The sequence below is a fragment of the Ruegeria sp. BK1 genome (assembly GCF_056535645.1).
In genome coordinates this window covers 1,228,587-1,246,532 of sequence record NZ_JBQFIS010000001.1, presented here as the reverse complement: position 1 = coordinate 1,246,532, position 17,946 = coordinate 1,228,587, and the positions used below count along the sequence as shown (strand labels likewise).

Here is a 17,946-nt window from a genome sequence, read left to right as displayed (position 1 = left end):
CACAAAGCGTGGCATTCGGGTTTAACCCCGACAAGGACCACGAAATATGGCGGTTTGCCGTGAAAACGGCGCATCAGGATGAGGGCAGACGGTGGCATCCCGAGCACAGAGCGGGCTGATCCTATCGATTAATCGGTGGCGGAAATCCCGAAAGCTGCGCAATATTAGCACCTTGGGTCTGGTTCTTCTGGGCCCGGTTCTGGCGTTGGTGACCTATCTGGTCATCGGTCCCTTTGACTTGGGCACAACCGCGCCGTCGCTGCGCTTGATTCTGTTGGCAGATCTGGTCTATGTGCTGGTGGTTGCTGCGCTGGTTCTCAGCCAATTGGGCAGTTTGATCGCCGCGCGCCGGGCGAAATCGGCCGGATCGCGTCTGCACCTGCGTCTGATTGGTGCCTTTACCCTGCTCGCACTGGTGCCGACAGTGACGGTGGCGATTTTCGCTGGCCTGACGGTAAATATCGGTCTCGAGGGCTGGTTCTCGGACCGGGTGAGGCAGGTTGTTGGCTCATCCCTGACCGCCGCCGAAGCCTATGAGCAGGAGCACCGCGAAGGTTTGCGGCAGGACGCAACGGTTCTGGCGCTGTACCTCAACAATGCGCGCGCGGTGGATTTCTATATCTCGGACGCGGAATTGCGCGCGGTTCTTGCGCAAGGACAATCGCAAATTCAGCGTGGGCTGCGTGAGGCTTATGTCATTGACGGAGCAGGGGAAATAAAGTCGCGCGGTGACCGGTCTTACCTGTTCAACTATGAGGCACCGACGCCCGAGCAGATCGTAGAGGCCTCTGACACAGGCCTTCTGATCATCGACGATTGGCAAAACAGTGAATTCCGGGCGCTCGTGCCGCTACGCGCCTATCTGGACCGGTATCTCTATGTCAGCCGCGAGGTGGATGGTCAGTTGTTGACGCTGCTGGATGACACCAAGGAAACGGTGCAGTTCTATCAACAGCTTGAAAGCGAACGGGGCAGGGTACTGTTCGAATTTGGTCTGCTGTATCTGGGATTTGCGGTCATTTTGATCTTGGCGGCGATGTCGCTGGGTATGTGGTTTGCCGAGCGCCTGTCGCGTCCCGTCGGACGGCTTACTACAGCGGCGCAACGTGTGGGGGCCGGTGATCTGAGCGTTCAAGTCATCGAAGAGGCCAGCGACGATGAGATTGCCATATTGGGACGTTATTTCAACCAGATGACGCGGCAACTCAATGCACAGCGCGACACTCTGCTGGAAAATACCCGCCAGATCGAACGTCGTCGTCGGTTGTTCGATTCGGTGCTCAGTTCGGTCACGTCGGGCGTTGTTGGTGTCGATCCCGATGGGTGCGTTACACTGGTGAACCGTTCGGCGGAACGATTGTTGGACTGGTCGCGCGGGGACGAAACGCTGGCGATTGGCATAGCGGTGCCCGAGTTTCTGCCCTTGTTCGAAAGCCTTAAGGAAAGCGGGCAGGAAGCCGTTCAGGGTGAGGTCAAGGTGACGCGCAAGGGCCGTCTTGAAAACCTGCTGGTGCGGATGGCAACCAGACGGGGTGAGGATGGCGGGCTGGAAGGCTATGTTGTCGCCTTTGATGACGTGACCGATCTGGTTAGCGCGCAGCGGATGGCCGCGTGGGGCGATGTGGCGCGACGCATTGCGCATGAGATCAAGAACCCGCTGACCCCGATCCAACTGAGCGCCGAACGGATCAAACGCAAATTCTCGCGCAAGCTGGATGAAGAGGATTGCGATAGCCTTGTATCCATGACCGATGTGATCGTGCGGCAGACCAATGATCTGCGGCGGATCGTGGACGAATTCTCAAAATTCGCACGGATGCCCGAGCCCGATCGGCGTGAGGAAAACGTTGTCGATCTGGTACGCGAGGCGGTTTTGTTGCAGCAATCAGGGCAGCCCGATGTCGAGATCACGGCGCAATTGCCGGATGATCCGATCCCAGCTGATCTGGATGCGACGATGTTGAACCAGGCACTGACGAACCTGATCAAGAATGCCGGGGAAGCCATAGAAACCCTTAAACAAAAAGGCCCCCCCGAGAACCTGAAGCCACAAATCAAAGTGGACGTAGAAAGCGATGACGCGGGTACCGTCATCACAATTGCAGACAACGGCATTGGCCTGCCCGAAGATCGGGCGCGCCTGTTCGAGCCGTATGTGACAACGCGGGATGCTGGGACAGGTTTGGGCCTGCCCATCGTCAAAAAGATTATCGAAGAACATGGCGGCGCGCTGACTTTGGAAGACGCGCCGGTCTTCGACGGACAGGAGCATTTTGGCGCGATGGCCGTGATCCGTTTACCAGCGGGTAATTTTTCCCCGTCTGACGCGCCCCAAAAGCAGGCAATTCAAACAAACAAACTGAAAGCAGGCCAAAGATGAGCGACATTCTGATCGTAGATGACGAACGCGATATTCGCGAACTGGTGTCCGACATTCTGGAGGACGAGGGCTATACGACCCGCTTGGCGGGCAACTCGGATGAGTGCATGGCCCAGATCAACTCGGAACCGCCGGGGCTGTTGATTCTGGATATCTGGCTGAAGGACAGCCGGATGGACGGGATCGATATTTTGAAAGCCGTCAAACGTGACAACCCGGATGTGCCGGTGGTGATTATTTCCGGCCACGGCAACATCGAAATTGCGGTCGCGGCGATCAAGCAGGGGGCTTATGACTTTATCGAAAAACCCTTCAATATTGACCAGTTGATGGTGGTCATCCGCCGCGCAATGGAAACATCGCGTCTACGCCGCGAGAATGCCTCGCTCAAGCGCAAAGAGGTGACAAATTCCGACATGATCGGCAAATCCGCCTCGTTCCGAGCGATGCAGGGGCAGTTGGACAAGGTCACAAAATCGAACGGCCGCGTTATGCTGAGCGGCCCGGCAGGGTCGGGCAAAGAGATCGCGGCGCGCTATATCCACGCGCATTCAAACCGTGCCAACGCGCCCTTCGTGACCGTAAACTGCGCCGGGATCGAACCCGAGCGCGTGGAAGAAGTTCTGTTTGGCCGCGAATCCTCGGACCGGGGGGTGGAATCAGGTCTGTTGGAAGAGGCGCATGGCGGTGTGGTCTATTTCGACGAGGTCGCGGATATGCCGTTGGGCACGCAATCCAAAATCCTGCGCGTGCTGGTCGACCAGCAATTCCAACGTGTCGGTGGGTCGGACAAGGTTCGGGTGGATTTGCGCGTGATCTCATCCACCAACAAGGATCTGGATGCCGAGATTGCCGCTGATCGCTTCCGCGAGGAACTGTATCACCGGCTGAATGTGGTGCCGATCGACGTGCCCTCGCTTGAGGATCGGCGCGAAGATATTCCGGTTTTGGCCCAGCATTTCATCGAGATGTGCAACGAAACGCAGGGCCTGCCGGTTCGCGAGATTTCCGAAGAAGCGGTGGCCTTGCTGCAGACCATGACATGGCCGGGTAATGTGCGTCAGTTGAAAAACCTGATCGAACGGGTGCTGATCCTGGGCGACGGCACGGGGCCGATCGAGGCTAAAGAGCTGCCGACCGAGGATGAAAAGGCCGACGATTCCGGCCGCGTTGTTCTGTCTGGCGCGCTGGCGACCTTGCCGCTGCGCGAAGCCCGCGAGGCGTTCGAGCGGGAATACCTGCTGACCCAGATCAACCGCTTTGGCGGCAATATCAGCCGCACCGCCAGCTTTGTCGGGATGGAGCGCAGCGCGCTGCACCGCAAGCTGAAATCACTGGGTGTGGTGACGTCGAACAAATCGGGCGCAAGGGTGGCGCAACTGGACGAACCGGAGCCGGCGGAATAATCCGCCGGTCCTTCACCCCGTCTGGCCGGGTGTGATGATCTGAAACGATCCGTCGTCGAATTTAACAAAGCAGGACTCGGTTCCGATCGGCGGAAATTGGGTCGTGCGTGCGGGTGGTACACTGGCTTTTATCCGTTGCTTGCATGGTTGCAGGCTGATCGGGCGATACCCTTTGGCCGCCATGCACTGTGCTTCAACACGGTCGCGTAGGCCTTTATTGACGTCCACGGTGTAGATCTGCCCAGGCTGCCACCATCCCGCTGTGCGATAACAATTGCCGCGTCCGTCGCAGCGGGTACGGCCCGGCCAATAGGTGGGGGGGCCTTGACGCACCTGGGTCGCCACCGGAGCGTCATCCAGTGCCTGAACCTGACATTGTGTAGTCTCGGTCTGCACACGCGAAACGCTTGCGCCTTCTTGGTAATACATCGAAAGCGGACCGCATGAGGTCAACGCAAAGACAGGTATCAGGAAACGGGCAACTGTTTTCATAGGCTTATCTTGCCCTCGGCAGGCGGAAATGACAATTCGATTGACCGTTTTGGGGCCATCTGTCATTCAATCCTTTCAGGCAGAAGGGCCAGGTATATGAAGGTCATCATTTGCGGGGCCGGTCAGGTTGGCTGGCAGATTGCGCGGCATCTGTCGGGCGAACTGAATGACGTTACAGTGGTTGACAACAACCCGGACCTGGTGCGTCGCGCCACGGAAACACTGGACGTTCAGGGTATTGCCGGCTTTGCCAGCTATCCTGATGTACTTCAGCGCGCGGGCGCCCGTGATGCGGATATGATCATCGCCGCCACCCATTCCGATGAGGTGAACATGGTCACCTGTCAGATGGCGCATTCTGTCTTTTCGATCCAGCGCAAGATTGCCCGATTGCGGTCTAAATCCTATTTACAGGCCATCCATTCCGACCTGTATCGCCGCGATCACTTGCCCATCGACGTGGTCATCAGCCCTGAACGCGAGGTGGCCGCCGCCGCCATGCGCCGCCTTTCGGCCCCCTCGGCCTTTGATACCGAGATGTTCATGGACGGGCAGGCGCAGCTTTTGGGCATCCGCATTGACGAGGATTGCCCGATCGTAAACACGCCCCTACGTCAGTTGACCGATCTGTTCTCGACCCTCAGCTCGATCGTGGTTGGGGTGCGGCGCGAGGGGACTCTGTTTGCCCCGGAGTCCGAGGACCAGCTGTTCGTTGGTGACGAATGCTATGTCTTTGCCAACGTAAAAGACGTCGACCGCACGATGGAGGTTTTCGGCAAGGCGCAAAAGAAACAGGACCGCGTGGTCATCGTGGGCGGCGGCAATGTCGGTCTCGAGGTTGCGAGGACGCTTGAGGAACGCGAAAGCCGGGTGCGCGCCAAGATCATCGAACGCGACCGCAGCTGTGCCGAACTGGCCGCAGAAGCGTTGGAGCGCACGATTGTTCTGAACGGCGATGGCTTGGACTCCGCGCTGTTGCGCGAGGCCGGGATCGAGCGTGCCGACGCTATGCTGGCCGTCACTGACGACGACCGCGCCAACTTGCTGGCCGCCGTGCGGGCCAAGGCCGAGGGCTGTGCGCTGGCGATTGCACTGATCAATGATCCCAGCATGGTGGCCTTGATGGGACCTTTGGGCATTGACGCCTATATCAACCCGCGCGCCACCACTGTCAGCTCGATCCTGCGCCACATCCGCCATGGGCGCGTGCGGCAGGTTTATTCCATCGGCGATGCCGAGGCCGAGGTGATCGAGGCCGAGGTTCTGTCGACCTCTCCCATGGCGGGGCAAAAGCTGCGTGACATCGACTTTCCCGAGGGCGTTCTGGTCGGGGCTGTTCGCAAAGGTGATGAGTTGCTGCGCCCCACGGGCAGCCTGCGGATCGAAGAGAAAGACGTGCTGGCGATTTTTGCTATGGCCAAGGACGTGCCCGAGGTCGAGCGCTTGATGCAGGTTTCGATTGATTTCTTCTGATGGAGCGCGCGCGGACACAGCGGATCGGATTGGTGCGGCGCTTGCCGCTGTTTCTGCTGATCTGGGCCATTGCCGCGCTGTCCATGTGGATACCCGCGATTTATGCGCTGGTTCTGGATGATCACGACACCTCGCGCTCGTTCTTCTATTCCGGGTTTCTTGGGCTATTTATTGTGGCCATCATTGCTTTGGCCTCATCGAACCGTGTGCCGCGCAGGGGGACCTTGGGGCAGTTGGCGGTGCTTTTGGCCTGTTTCACCGTTTTGCCCCTCTATTTGGCAATCCCGCTGCATGACGCTTTGGGGAATACCACTTTTCTGAACGCCTATTTCGATATGGTCAGCGCCTTGACCACAACCGGCGCCGACCTGTTTCCCGACCCCGATCGTCTGAACGCGCCTCTGCATTTCTGGCGCGCGCAAGTGGGGTGGATGGGTGGCCTGCTGATGTGGATTTCAGCTGCCGCGATCCTGGCCCCTTTGTCGCTAGGCGGGTTCGAGGTTACTGCGCGTGGCCAACCCGGTCGTCCGGTCTCGGGTGTGGCGCAAAGCGAAAAGGTTGACCCGCGCGGGCGGCTAATCCGGGTCGCGCGGACGCTGACACCGATCTATGCCGGTCTGACGCTTGTGATCTGCCTGCTGCTGTTGATTGCGGGCGAGCAGGGTCTGACGGCGATCTGCCACGCCATGAGTACGATGGCGACCTCGGGGATTTCCCCGGTCGGCGGAATGGAGGGCGCGCAGGCCGGAATCACGGGTGAGGCGATCCTGTTCTTGTTTCTGTTCTTCGCCTTGTCGCGCCTAACCTTTTCGACCGACACCGCAACAACCGGCTATTCGCGCCTGGACAAAGACCCGGAATTTCGCATCGGACTGATGATCGTTGGCGCCGTCGCTGCGCTTTTGTTCGTCCGGGTTTGGCTGGGGGTCAATGAGATCGGCAACCGGTTAGAACCGATGCAGGCGGTCAATGTGATTTGGGGTATGCTCTTTACAGGCTTGTCCTTTTTGACCACGGCAGGGTTTGAAAGCGCGAACTGGAACGATGCGCAGCAACTGTCTGGCCTTGGCACGCCGGGTCTGATCCTGATGGGAATTGCCCTGATCGGCGGCGGGGTCGCCACGACCGCTGGTGGGGTCAAACTGCTGCGCGTGTTTGCGCTCTATCTGAACGGCGCGCGCGAGATTGACCGGCTGATCTACCCATCCTCGGTCAGTGGGGTGGGCGGCGGTAACCGACGTATTCAAAGCGATGGTGCATTCATTGCGTGGATCTTCTTGATGATGTTCGCTTTGACCGCCGCGCTGTTCAATATGTTGCTGGCCGCGATGGGGGCGGGGTTCGAACAGGCGATGGTGCTGACGGTCGCGGCGCTCAGCACCACGGGTCCGCTGATCGAACTGGCAACCGATGTACCTCTGCGCCTGATTGACCTTTCGTCAAACGCGAAGCTGACCATGTGCGCGGCGATGGTGATTGGCAGATTGGAGACTCTGGCCATTATTGCCTTGATTACGCCCACGCTCTGGCGGGACTGAGAATCAACACTCGTGTTAATGATTGATTTTTCATCTGGAAACTCGGTTAACGACACTCCATACTCCGCCAGAGGGAGCGCGTTGGTCCGCAGCGCGTAGCAAGAACAATGGCGAGTTTATAAAAATATGGCTTCGGACAGACAGAATCTGCAGGACGCGTTCCTGAACAATGTACGTAAGGCAAAGGTCCCGGTCACAATTTTCCTGATCAACGGTGTGAAATTGCAAGGTGTGATCACGTGGTTTGATAACTTTTGCGTGTTGTTGCGCCGCGACGGACAGTCGCAGCTGGTTTATAAGCACGCGATCTCGACCATCATGCCATCACAGCCGATCAACCTGTATGAGGGCGAAGACGCCTCTTGATGGAACATGACAGGACGCGCACCCGTGCCTGGGTGCTGCATCCGGAAATCAAGTCAGATGAACAGCGTCGTGTCCCCGAACCGGCGCTGGCAGAGGCGGTTGCACTGGCCGCTGCGTTGCCCGACCTCGACGTGGTCGGCTCTGAAATCGTGCGCCTGCCGCGGGCGCAGGCCGGGTTGTTGTTCGGCAGTGGTAAGATCGAAGAACTGGCCGAGCGGCTACATGACAATGAAATTGAGTTGGTGCTGATCGACGGCCCGGTGACACCCGTTCAGCAACGAAACCTCGAAAAAGCGTGGAAGGTTAAAATCCTCGACCGGACCGGGCTGATCCTTGAGATTTTCAGCGACCGCGCCCGTACCCGCGAGGGTGTGCTTCAGGTCGAGATGGCCGCGCTCAGCTACCAGCGCACCCGTCTTGTGCGCGCTTGGACCCACCTTGAACGACAGCGCGGCGGATTGGGTTTTGTCGGCGGCCCCGGCGAGACGCAGATCGAAGCCGACCGGCGCGCCATTGACGAACAACTTGTTCGCTTGCGGCGGCAGTTGCAGAAGGTGGTCAAGACCCGCACCCTGCACCGTGCGGCCCGTGCCAAGGTGCCGTATCCGATTGTGGCGTTGGTGGGTTATACCAACGCGGGCAAGTCCACTCTGTTCAACCGTCTGACCGGGGCCGAGGTGATGGCCAAGGACATGCTGTTCGCCACGCTTGACCCGACCATGCGCCGGGTAGAGCTGCCCGATGGCCCCGAGGTGATCCTGTCAGACACGGTGGGCTTTATCTCGAACCTGCCGACCGAGCTGGTGGCGGCTTTCCGCGCCACGCTCGAGGAAGTGTTGGGCGCGGATATCGTCGTGCATGTGCGCGACATCAGCCATGAAGAGACTGACGAACAGGCCCGCGATGTCGAAACGATCCTGACCTCGCTGGGTGTGGATGACGCGCGCCCCCGGCTAGAGGTCTGGAACAAGATCGACCTGTTGACCGCCGACAATCGCGAAGCCGCCATAGCCCGCGCCGAGCGTGATCCTGCGGTTTTTGCCATCTCGGCGGTGACTGGCGACGGGGTTGACGCGCTGCTGACCGAGATCGCCACCAAGCTGCAAGGCGTCCGTCACGAGATCACCCTGACGCTCAGCTTTGCCGAGGGCGACAAACGCGCGTGGCTGTTCCGTCAGGACGTCGTGCGGTCCGAGGAGCAGACTGAGGATGGCTTTCAGATCACCGTCTTGTGGACGGATAAACAGGCGGCTCAGTTCGCCGCCCTCTAGGTGTTATGCCCCGTCGATCTGCCGCTGGTAATCGTCAGCATCGAACCAGCCTAGCGAGGATTTGACCTTGTTATCCGCGGTCAGTTCCCATTCTTCCCAGCCTCGGGCAACGACGTGGTTGCCGGTCTGTGCATGGTGCCCTTCAAGGGTCCAAACAAAGATGGCGTGGCTCCCCGCCCAACGCAGCATGTCGCAGCGCACTTCAAGATCCGGGAAGTCGGCATAGAACCCGCGTGCCATCTCGGCCACCGCAGCGCGACCGACAATGGGCTCGCCCCGATTGATGATGATTTGCCCGTCGGGTGCATAGAAACTTGCAACGGCGTCCGGGTCGCCTGAACTCCACGCGATTGCATAGTCGCGCGCAAGATTGTTCATCGTATCTCTAATACTGGCCATCAATTCCCCCGGTCTCAAATCGTTTCACCTTGAGATCGTAAGCCAGAACAAGGGTCTGCGTCCACGAAACCTTGTTTTCAGGGCAATGTCTTGCCTAAAACCCGGTGTCAGCGCGGGGTCAGGTGGGTCACGCCGACCGCCGCCGCACGCGCCAGATCAAGGTCCAGCGACATTGGGATGTATTCCCCGCGCCGCCACAGCTGCGCCTGATCGTCATAGTAGCGCGACAGGAAATGGCCCGACTGACCTGTGGCCGTGATAAAGACCGAGCTGTCAGGGTCGGCGAAATCATAGACGCCCCGATACCCCGCGCCATGTACGTTCTGGAATGGGTCTGGCCCTTCGCCCGATGTGCGCCCCCGCAGCAAAGTATTGTCGCCGCCGCTGGTGGATTGACGGATATTTACGAAGAACCGCAGAACCGGAACCGAGCCCAGAACCGGGTGATCATGGGTGGCCTGATGTGCATCGCCCCAACGCAGAGATTCCAGCGCGCCACCGTATTTCTCGGAAATCCAGATCAGCGCATCGTCCAGCGCCAGTCGCGCCATGTCAGTGCAGGTTTCGACCGGTGCGCTTTGACGGACGTCACACCAAACTGACGCGCCGTCGATGTCGCGGTAGACGCGCTCGATGAACAGCGGCTCGACATGTTTGTATTCTGCGGCTAGCGGGCCCAGCTCGTCCGAGATCAGGCGGATTTGTAGCGCCCGCAACCAGGCGGCATAAATCAGCGGTTCGGGCAGGTGCTCGTTCATCTCGCCGTTCCATTCGGCCAGCAGACCAAGCGCGATCTGGCGCTGGCGTTCGGGCGTGCCTTCGGGTGCAGAGGCACCGGTGAACCACAGGTCCGCACCGATCAGCGGCAGAAGCGAGCGGGCTGTGAAACTGACCGTGTCTAGCTGCGCCTCGATAAAGCTGTCGCGGGTGTGCACTTCGCGCGATTGCATCAAACGCTGCCAGCGGTGAATGCGCTGTGTGTCGCCCCATTCGTATGAAACATGTTCGGGAAAGGGACGGTCGATGATCTTGTTGTTGGTATTGCCCAAAATGCCGCCCGCCGGGGCCACAAATTCGGGGTTGTCGGCATAGGGCAGGCGACCTTGCCAGCGGTTCTCGTTCAGCCAGCCGGGCGTCGGGATACGGCCCCGGCTTTGGTTGCGCAGGGCGCGGCGTGGCATGGCCCCGATCAGTTTCATTCCGATGGTGGTCCGATCGACCAGCGACAGGTTTTGTGACGGAGCGATATAGCCCTCGGCTGCTTCGATCCCTTGACGCACGCTGTCGGCATTCATCAGGGCCAATGCGGCGGACATGGAGGTGTCCTGCGCACTCAGCGCGGTCCACGACAATGAAGTCACGTGACCGGGTGGAGTGATCGTTTCCAGATCATAGTGGCTGCCGGGCAGCACAGGCCCGTTCTCGGTCCAGCGCAGGGTCAGGGTGATCGGGGCTTCGTCCTTGATCTCGATGATCGAGGGGCGCGCGCGGAAGGCTTTGAACCCGTCCGGTGTTTCGTATTCCTCGGGGTTGTCGGGGTTGAGCCGTTCGATATGCACATCCTGATCGTCCAGATAGGACGAGGTCAGTCCCCATCCCAGCCGATCACTGCGCCCGGCCATGACCGCAGGCACACCAGGGATTGTCGCGCCGATCACGCCGCCTTTGGCCAGCTCCAACCGCGCCAGATACCAGACGCCGGGTGCGGTGAAACCCAGATGCGGGTCATTGGCCAACAGCGTGCCGCCAATAGCCGAGCGTGAGGGGGCAGCTGTCCACGCGTTAGACGCGCCTGCAAGGCCGCGCTTGGGGAAAGGTGACAGCGGGCTATCGGGCATCGGCGTGCCTTGGGCATAGCGTGGAAGGCCGGGAAAGAGCGTGGCATATTCCGGCAGAGCCGCGATCCCGGCACCGGGTACATCGGGCAGGATATCGGCCAACCGAGCCGAGTCGTTCATCATAAGCGAAGTGCGCGCTCGCAGCACCTCGTCCTCAAGGTGGCCGGACAGTTGCAGCGCCATCAGCTTGATGACGGCAAGGCTGTCTCCGGGCTGCCAGGGCGAAACGGGGGCGTTGAACAGAAACATCTCGGGCGCGCCGCGGCCAAGGGCCATTTCGTTGATCTCGTCCAAACGCGCATTCACGCCCGCCGCATAGGCCCGCAAGGCGGCTTTGGTATAGTCGTCCTGCACCTGAAACGAGCGATGCGCCAGACCGTACAGGTCCAATCGGCGCAGCAGCTTGTCGATATTAAGCGTGCGTGCACCGAAGACCTCGGACAGGCGACCTTGGGCGGTGCGGCGCATGACGGTCATCTGCCACAAACGATCCTGCGCGTGGGCGTAGCCCAGCCCAAAGAACACATCCGGGTCGGATTGACCCAGAACATGGGGTACATTTGCGGTGTCTCGTACGATTTCGACAGGAGCGGTCACGCCCCGCACGGCGACGGTCTGGTTATACTCGGGCAGGGATTGGCTGGCCAAGAAATAAACCAGAAGCACAGCCCCCAGCGTCAACATGACAAGGGCCGAGGTGATACGCACCAACCAGCGAAAAACTATACCCATCTGCGGTCCATAATCCGTTCCGTCAAACCTTGTTCGCAGAGTAAAGGAAGGCTGTACCAACCGAAAGAGGAACGCCACGAAATATGCAGGTTTAACTCTGCTTTAGAAACGCGAAACCCCGCCACAACCGTTGGGCCATGACGGGCACTTAGCGAGGGGGTGGTATTTCAGCTTTACGGAATGATCCGCGTATATTTTGTGCCCTCGACGGTCGCCCCGATTTGCAGACCCGCTTGACCAAACACAGCCGCCAGAACAGGCGAGCGCAGTGTCGTCGTGTCGGTCGAAAGGCTGTCACCCTGATCGCTGACCACGTAGCCGATGTCGGCTCCGGCGGTCCAACCGCTGGCGCGGCGGAAGTCGTTCAGCGCATCTTGTGTCATGAAGAACAGAACATGCGCATACTGCTGGGCGCCGATCTGTAAGCCGGCGGTGCCTTTGACGGCTGAGTAGTAGTCTACTGTTGCCCCGTTGATGCGCAGCGCGCCACGCCCAAAACCGCCGCCGAAGACAAAACCTGCTTCGGTGATCAGTGGCATGACTAGCATACCATTAGCCTTGTTGGCGATCTCAACAGTGTTGGGATAGCTCGCATACATTTCGGTCAACGTCGCATCGACGCGAGCGTCGATCGTTGCCGCATTGGAATTGCCGACGCCATTACCACAGGCGGCGGTCACGGTCAGACCGGCCATGCCAAGCGCAAAGCCACGACGGTTCAGTCGGGGAAGGTTGGAACTGCTCATATGTTTTCTCTGTATAACTGCCTGATTTGCCGGGTGATCCCGATCTTATGTGCAAGACTACGCCGATTGCGGCGTCCTGTCACGGGAAAGCTGCCGCCGCACTCATCACAATCGGCGAAAAACCGCGTCACACTGGAATTTTATCCTTGCAAGAGGCGTGCGACCGTGGGGGCGAAATAGGTCAGGATGCCGTCACAGCCCGCGCGCTTGAAGGCCAGCAGGCTTTCCAGCATCACCTTTTCTCCATCGATCCAACCGTTTTGCGCCGCCGCTTGAACCATCGCGTATTCGCCTGACACCTGATAGGCATAAGTGGGCGCGCCAAAGGCGTCCTTCACACGGCGACAGATATCCAGATAGGGCATCCCGGGTTTGATCATCACCATGTCTGCGCCCTCGGTCAGATCACGCTCGATCAATCGCAAAGCCTCGTTCGAGTTGGCGGGATCCATTTGATAAGTTTTCTTGTCTCCGGTCAGCGCACCCGATGCGCCCACGGCATCGCGGAACGGCCCGTAAAAAGCGCTGGCATATTTCGCGGCATAACTGAGGATCATCACGTTGTGATGCCCGGCGTTTTCCAAAGCACGGCGCATTTCCCCGATGCGTCCGTCCATCATGTCCGATGGTCCGATGATATCAGCCCCGGCCTCGGCCTGCGCCAGCGTCATTTTGACCAGTGCCTCGACGGTCTGATCGTTCACAATCTCGCCATCCACGACGTATCCGTCGTGACCGTTGATGTTGTAAGGGTCCAGCGCGACGTCCGTCATAACCGCGATATCGGGGGCGGCGGACTTGATGGCCCGGATCGCCCGGTTCGACAGATTGTCGGGGTTCCACGCCTCGGCGCAATCTTCGGTTTTCAAGCTTGGGTCGGTATAGGGAAAGATGCAAATCGCCGGAATCCCCAATGCTTGAGCCTCAACAGCGGCTTGTGCGATCATATCGACCGAGCGGCGGACGACACCGGGCATCGAAGGCACGGCTTCTTCCACGCCTTCTCCATCGCGCACAAACACCGGCCAGATCAGGTCATCTGTGGTCAGAACGTTCTCGCGCACCAGTCCGCGGATGGCTTCGGACTGGCGGGCCCGGCGAAAGCGCGTCAGGGGATAAGGGGCGATGGTAGGTTTCATGTCGCGCTCTCCTTGAATATTCGTGCATTGGGTGGCATGAATTCGGCGTAGTCTCAAGGGTAACGATCGACGCGGGTCCCTCAGGACAGTGAATTAAAGGGCTGACGCGTGGACTTATTTTCTTCGATTTTCGAAATCATCGATATGCGCAGCTTTTCGAACCTGTGGTATTGGATCGGGCTGGCCGTTTTGTGGTCGACCGCCAGCCATTGGTCGATGGGTGTGCCGTTTGATCTGGTTCAGCGCGCCCGCCGGATCGGAGGGCAAAGCGAGCAGGATCTGCTTGACATCGTCCGGATCAACCGCAATCGGCTGCTTTATATTGTCGAGGTGTCGGGACTTGCGCTGCTGGGGCTAAGTTGTTTTTTCTTCACCGGGCTGGCCATGCTGGGCTTTGTCTATGGCGTGGAATTTGCGCAGGCGGTGTTTTTACTGATGTTTCCACTGGTGTTGGTAACGCTCATCAATATCTCGGCCGCGCGCAAGTTGAGCCGGGTTGAACCTGAATTGGCCTTTGTGGCGAAAACCCTCACGCGGTGCAGGATCTATACGCAGATCGTGGGGATGATTTCGATCTTGATTACCTCGCTTTGGGGTATGTATCAGAACTTTTCCATCGGCGTTCTGGGATAGAGAATTCGGAAAGGTTAGGCGATGAAGGCTCCGAACCATGTCACGGTTGGCGGCGCCCCCGAAGGGTTTGACGCACAGCTTGTCCTGAACGAGATCGCCCGGTCCGGCGGGCCGGTGTGTCATGTGGCGCGCGACGACAAACGGCTTGAGGCGATGCGAGCAGCCCTTGCCTTTTTTGCGCCGGATATGCCTGTCTTTGTGTTTCCCGGCTGGGATTGTCTGCCCTATGACCGGGTCTCGCCCAACGCAGATATCGCAGCCGCGCGCGTGGCGACGTTGGCGGCGTTGGTGCATCAGATGCCCGATCGGTTTGTGCTGCTGACCTCGTTGAACGCGGCCACCCAACGGGTGCCCGCGCGCGAGGTTCTGCGCGAGGCGGCCTTTACCGCACGTGTGGACCACCGCGTGGATGAGGCCGCGCTGCGCAACTTCCTTGTCCGCATGGGTTTCACCCAAAGCCCCACGGTAATGGAACCCGGCGACTATGCCATTCGCGGCGGCATCATCGACATCTTCCCTCCGGGCGAAACCGGCCCCGTGCGGCTGGACCTGTTCGGAGACGTTCTGGACGGCGCACGCCGGTTTGATCCCGTCTCGCAGCGCACCACCGAAAAGCTGGACGTAGTAGAATTGGCTCCGGTGTCCGAGGTCATTCTGGACGATGCCGCCATCACGCGCTTCCGCCAGAACTATCGTATCGAGTTCGGCGCGGCGGGCACCGATGACCCTCTGTACGAGGCGGTCAGCGCAGGGCGCAAACATCAGGGCATTGAACACTGGCTGCCCTTCTTTCACGAAAAGCTGGAAACGCTGTTCGATTACCTTCCCGACGCAACGATCACTGTGGATGATCAGGTCACACCCGCGCGTCTGGCGCGGTGGGATACGATTGCTGATCAGTATGAGACCCGGCGTTTGGCGCTGGAAAACCGGTCCCGAATGGATACGGTTTATAAGCCGACCCCGCCTGGATTGCTCTATCTGGATGATGCCGCATGGGAGCAAGCGGTCGGTGATCGTCGGGTGCTGCAATTCAGCCCGCTGCCACAGGCCAGTGGGCCGGGTGTGATCGACGCGGGCGGGCGGATCGGGCGTAACTTTGCGCCTGAGCGGCAGCAGGAAAGCATCAGCCTGTTTGGCGCTCTGGCCGCGCACATCACCGACAAGATGGCCCAAGGCCCGGTGCTGATCGCCTCCTATTCCGAAGGCGCGCGCGAACGTCTGACCGGGTTGATCGAAGACGAAGGTTTGGCCGAGGCGATCCCCGTTACCGACGGCACCCGCGTCGGCAAACGGGGCCTGCATCTGGCCGTCTGGGCGCTGGAGCATGGGTTTGAAACCCCCGACTTGACCGTTATCGCTGAACAGGACGTGCTGGGCGACCGCCTGATCCGCCAGCCAAAGAAGCGCCGCAAGGCCGAAAATTTCCTGACTGAGACTCAATCCCTGACCCCCGGTGATCTCGTGGTGCATGTGGATCACGGCATCGGCCGCTATCAGGGGATGGAGGTCGTCACCGCCGCTGGTGCTGCCCATGAGTGCTTGCTGCTGGAATACGCCGAACAGTCCAAGCTGTACCTGCCGGTCGAAAACATCGAACTACTGTCGAAATACGGCCATGACGAAGGTCTGCTGGATCGTCTGGGCGGCGGCGCATGGCAGGCCAAAAAGGCCAAGCTGAAAGAGCGCATCCGCGAGATGGCGGACAAGCTAATCCGTATCGCAGCCGAACGCGCATTGCGAAAGGCTCCTGTGATGGATCCGCCGCCTCACGCATGGGAAGAGTTCAGCGCTCGTTTTCCCTATCAAGAGACAGACGACCAACTGCGCGCGATTTCCGAGGTGATGGAAGACATGCATTCCGGCGCGCCGATGGATCGCCTGATCTGTGGCGATGTGGGTTTCGGCAAGACCGAGGTCGCAATGCGCGCCGCCTTTGTCGCCGCCATGTCGGGCGTTCAGGTCGCGGTGATCGCGCCGACAACGCTGCTGGCCCGACAGCACGCGGCCTCGTTTAAAGAACGCTTTCGGGGTTTCCCGCTTGAAGTGCGGCAACTCTCTCGTTTCGTTTCAGCGAAAGAAGCGCAGCAAACCCGCGACGGGCTGGCACGCGGCACCGTGGATATCGTGATCGGTACTCACGCATTGCTGGCCAAAGGTACTCGGTTCAACAATCTGGGCCTGCTGATCATTGACGAAGAGCAACATTTCGGCGTCGGCCACAAAGAGCGCTTGAAACAGCTGCGCAGCGACATCCACGTCCTGACCCTGACCGCCACGCCGATCCCGCGGACATTGCAACTTTCCCTCACAGGCGTGCGCGACCTGTCGATCATAGGTACGCCGCCCATCGACCGCCTAGCCATCCGCACCTATGTCAGTGAGTTCGACGCGGTCACCATCCGCGAGGCCTTGCTGAGAGAACACTATCGCGGCGGGCAGAGTTTCTACGTGGTTCCGCGTATCTCGGACTTGCCTGAGATCGAAGAGTTCCTAAAGGAACAACTGCCGGAACTGACCTGTGTGGTCGCCCACGGTCAGATGGCGGCAGGTGAGCTTGATGATCGGATGAACGCCTTTTACGATGGCAAATACGATGTGTTGCTGGCTACGACGATTGTGGAAAGCGGGCTTGATATTCCTACCGCGAACACGATGGTCGTACACCGCGCCGATATGTTCGGCCTGGCGCAGCTCTACCAAATCCGAGGCCGGGTGGGACGTTCAAAAACCCGCGCCTACGCCTACCTGACCACCAAGCCTCGTGCCCGCCTGACAGCCACAGCCGAGAAACGTCTGCGGGTTCTGGGCTCGTTGGACACGCTGGGCGCCGGGTTCACGCTGGCCTCTCAGGATCTGGATATTCGCGGCGCGGGCAATCTGCTGGGCGAAGAACAATCCGGCCAGATGCGCGACGTGGGCTACGAGCTTTATCAGTCGATGCTGGAAGAGGCGATTGCCAAGATCAAAGCGGGCGAGATGGAAGGGCTGTCGGATGCCGATGATCAATGGGCGCCGCAGATCAATCTGGGTGTCCCGGTTCTGATCCCCGACGACTACGTACCCGATCTAGACGTGCGTCTGGGCCTTTATCGCCGTTTGTCCTCGCTGTCGACCAAGGTCGAGTTGGAAGGCTTCGCCGCCGAACTGATCGACCGGTTCGGCAAATTGCCGAAAGAGGTAAACACCTTGATGCTGGTCGTTCGCATCAAAGCCATGTGCAAACGCGCAGGTATCGCCAAGCTGGATGGGGGCCCAAAGGGTGCTACCATTCAGTTCCACAACGACAAATTCGCGTCTCCGCAAGGGTTGGTCGAGTTCATCCAAAACCAACGTGGCATGGCTAAGGTCAAAGACAACAAGATTGTGGTGCGGCGGGACTGGAAGAATGACGGTGACAAGATCAAGGGGGCGTTTGCGATTGCCCGTGATCTGGCCGAGAAAGTCATCGCCCAGAAAAAGAAGTCCAAAACCAGTTGAAACCGGTGGAAGGGGGCGCTGCGCCCGCTGCGCGTGTTGCGCGTCCCCCCGGA

Annotated in this window: 13 protein-coding genes; 8 read left to right on the top strand and 5 right to left on the bottom strand. The window is 59.5% G+C overall.

Annotation, left to right across the window (positions count from 1 at the left end; genetic code table 11):
- The first annotated feature begins 91 nt into the window (after positions 1-91).
- Both ACR3E7_RS06170 and ntrX read left to right on the top strand, forming a co-directional pair.
- Positions 92-2,380, top strand: a complete 2,289-nt coding sequence (locus tag ACR3E7_RS06170) for a sensor histidine kinase NtrY-like (protein ID WP_480502468.1) — start codon at positions 92-94, stop codon at positions 2,378-2,380.
- Entirely contained in the window at positions 2,377-3,786 is a 1,410-nt protein-coding gene (gene ntrX, locus ACR3E7_RS06165; RefSeq protein WP_170782496.1) for a nitrogen assimilation response regulator NtrX, read from the top strand. Before ACR3E7_RS06170 ends, ntrX begins: the two co-directional genes overlap by 4 nt.
- Positions 3,787-3,798: 12 nt before the next feature.
- Here ntrX and ACR3E7_RS06160 read toward each other — a convergent pair whose 3' ends face one another.
- Entirely contained in the window at positions 3,799-4,278 is a 480-nt protein-coding gene (locus ACR3E7_RS06160) for a hypothetical protein (RefSeq protein ID WP_480502467.1), read from the bottom strand.
- A 96-nt stretch (positions 4,279-4,374) separates the two neighbouring features.
- On the opposite strand from ACR3E7_RS06160, the gene trkA reads away from it, so the two are divergent.
- The 4 genes from trkA (at position 4,375) to hflX (ending at position 8,926) form a co-directional block, all read left to right on the top strand.
- Positions 4,375-5,751 carry a Trk system potassium transporter TrkA gene (trkA, locus tag ACR3E7_RS06155; protein WP_170788679.1) on the top strand — a complete coding sequence of 459 codons (1,377 nt, stop codon included), beginning with the start codon at positions 4,375-4,377 and terminating at the stop codon, positions 5,749-5,751.
- Complete coding sequence (locus ACR3E7_RS06150) at positions 5,751-7,289, top strand: TrkH family potassium uptake protein (protein WP_170788678.1); 1,539 nt, start codon at positions 5,751-5,753, stop codon at positions 7,287-7,289. The genes trkA and ACR3E7_RS06150 overlap by 1 nt, the downstream gene beginning before the upstream one ends.
- 126 nt (positions 7,290-7,415) lie before the next feature.
- Positions 7,416-7,655 carry an RNA chaperone Hfq gene (gene hfq / locus ACR3E7_RS06145; protein WP_005982826.1) on the top strand — a complete coding sequence of 80 codons (240 nt, stop codon included), beginning with the start codon at positions 7,416-7,418 and terminating at the stop codon, positions 7,653-7,655.
- Positions 7,655-8,926, top strand: coding sequence for a GTPase HflX (gene hflX / locus ACR3E7_RS06140; RefSeq protein WP_480502466.1), 1,272 nt, complete (start codon positions 7,655-7,657; stop codon positions 8,924-8,926). Before hfq ends, hflX begins: the two co-directional genes overlap by 1 nt.
- A gap of 3 nt (positions 8,927-8,929) precedes the next feature.
- Here hflX and ACR3E7_RS06135 read toward each other — a convergent pair whose 3' ends face one another.
- The 4 genes from ACR3E7_RS06135 to hemB all read right to left on the bottom strand — a co-directional run bounded on the left by ACR3E7_RS06135 (position 8,930) and on the right by hemB (position 13,780).
- On the bottom strand, positions 8,930-9,325 hold the full coding sequence (locus tag ACR3E7_RS06135; protein WP_170774310.1) for a nuclear transport factor 2 family protein: 396 nt from the start codon (positions 9,323-9,325) through the stop codon (positions 8,930-8,932).
- A 107-nt stretch (positions 9,326-9,432) separates the two neighbouring features.
- Complete coding sequence (locus ACR3E7_RS06130; protein WP_480502465.1) at positions 9,433-11,895, bottom strand: penicillin acylase family protein; 2,463 nt, start codon at positions 11,893-11,895, stop codon at positions 9,433-9,435.
- Positions 11,896-12,068: 173 nt separating this feature from the next.
- Complete coding sequence (locus ACR3E7_RS06125; RefSeq protein WP_170774306.1) at positions 12,069-12,641, bottom strand: lipid-binding SYLF domain-containing protein; 573 nt, start codon at positions 12,639-12,641, stop codon at positions 12,069-12,071.
- 140 nt (positions 12,642-12,781) lie between these two features.
- Positions 12,782-13,780 (bottom strand): porphobilinogen synthase, encoded by a 999-nt coding sequence (gene hemB, locus ACR3E7_RS06120; RefSeq protein WP_480502464.1) that lies wholly within the window; start codon positions 13,778-13,780, stop codon positions 12,782-12,784.
- Positions 13,781-13,888: 108 nt separating this feature from the next.
- Between hemB and ACR3E7_RS06115 the strand changes: the two genes are divergently transcribed.
- Together ACR3E7_RS06115 and mfd are read left to right on the top strand one after the other, a co-directional pair.
- Positions 13,889-14,413 (top strand): component of SufBCD complex, encoded by a 525-nt coding sequence (locus ACR3E7_RS06115; RefSeq protein WP_170774303.1) that lies wholly within the window; start codon positions 13,889-13,891, stop codon positions 14,411-14,413.
- A gap of 21 nt (positions 14,414-14,434) precedes the next feature.
- Positions 14,435-17,893 carry a transcription-repair coupling factor gene (gene mfd, locus ACR3E7_RS06110; RefSeq protein WP_480502463.1) on the top strand — a complete coding sequence of 1,153 codons (3,459 nt, stop codon included), beginning with the start codon at positions 14,435-14,437 and terminating at the stop codon, positions 17,891-17,893.
- Positions 17,894-17,946: the final 53 nt, after the last annotated feature.

Bases quoted from the DNA above. Each gene is read 5' to 3' on its own strand.
- ntrX (WP_170782496.1), top strand. From the start codon at position 2,377: ATGAGCGACATTCTGATCGTAGATGACGAACGCGATATTCGCGAACTG.
- ACR3E7_RS06160 (WP_480502467.1), bottom strand. From the start codon at position 4,278: ATGAAAACAGTTGCCCGTTTCCTGATACCTGTCTTTGCGTTGACCTCA.
- trkA (WP_170788679.1), top strand. From the start codon at position 4,375: ATGAAGGTCATCATTTGCGGGGCCGGTCAGGTTGGCTGGCAGATTGCG.
- ACR3E7_RS06150 (WP_170788678.1), top strand. From the start codon at position 5,751: ATGGAGCGCGCGCGGACACAGCGGATCGGATTGGTGCGGCGCTTGCCG.
- hfq (WP_005982826.1), top strand. From the start codon at position 7,416: ATGGCTTCGGACAGACAGAATCTGCAGGACGCGTTCCTGAACAATGTA.
- hflX (WP_480502466.1), top strand. From the start codon at position 7,655: ATGGAACATGACAGGACGCGCACCCGTGCCTGGGTGCTGCATCCGGAA.
- ACR3E7_RS06135 (WP_170774310.1), bottom strand. From the start codon at position 9,325: ATGGCCAGTATTAGAGATACGATGAACAATCTTGCGCGCGACTATGCA.
- ACR3E7_RS06130 (WP_480502465.1), bottom strand. From the start codon at position 11,895: ATGGGTATAGTTTTTCGCTGGTTGGTGCGTATCACCTCGGCCCTTGTC.
- ACR3E7_RS06125 (WP_170774306.1), bottom strand. From the start codon at position 12,641: ATGAGCAGTTCCAACCTTCCCCGACTGAACCGTCGTGGCTTTGCGCTT.
- hemB (WP_480502464.1), bottom strand. From the start codon at position 13,780: ATGAAACCTACCATCGCCCCTTATCCCCTGACGCGCTTTCGCCGGGCC.
- mfd (WP_480502463.1), top strand. From the start codon at position 14,435: ATGAAGGCTCCGAACCATGTCACGGTTGGCGGCGCCCCCGAAGGGTTT.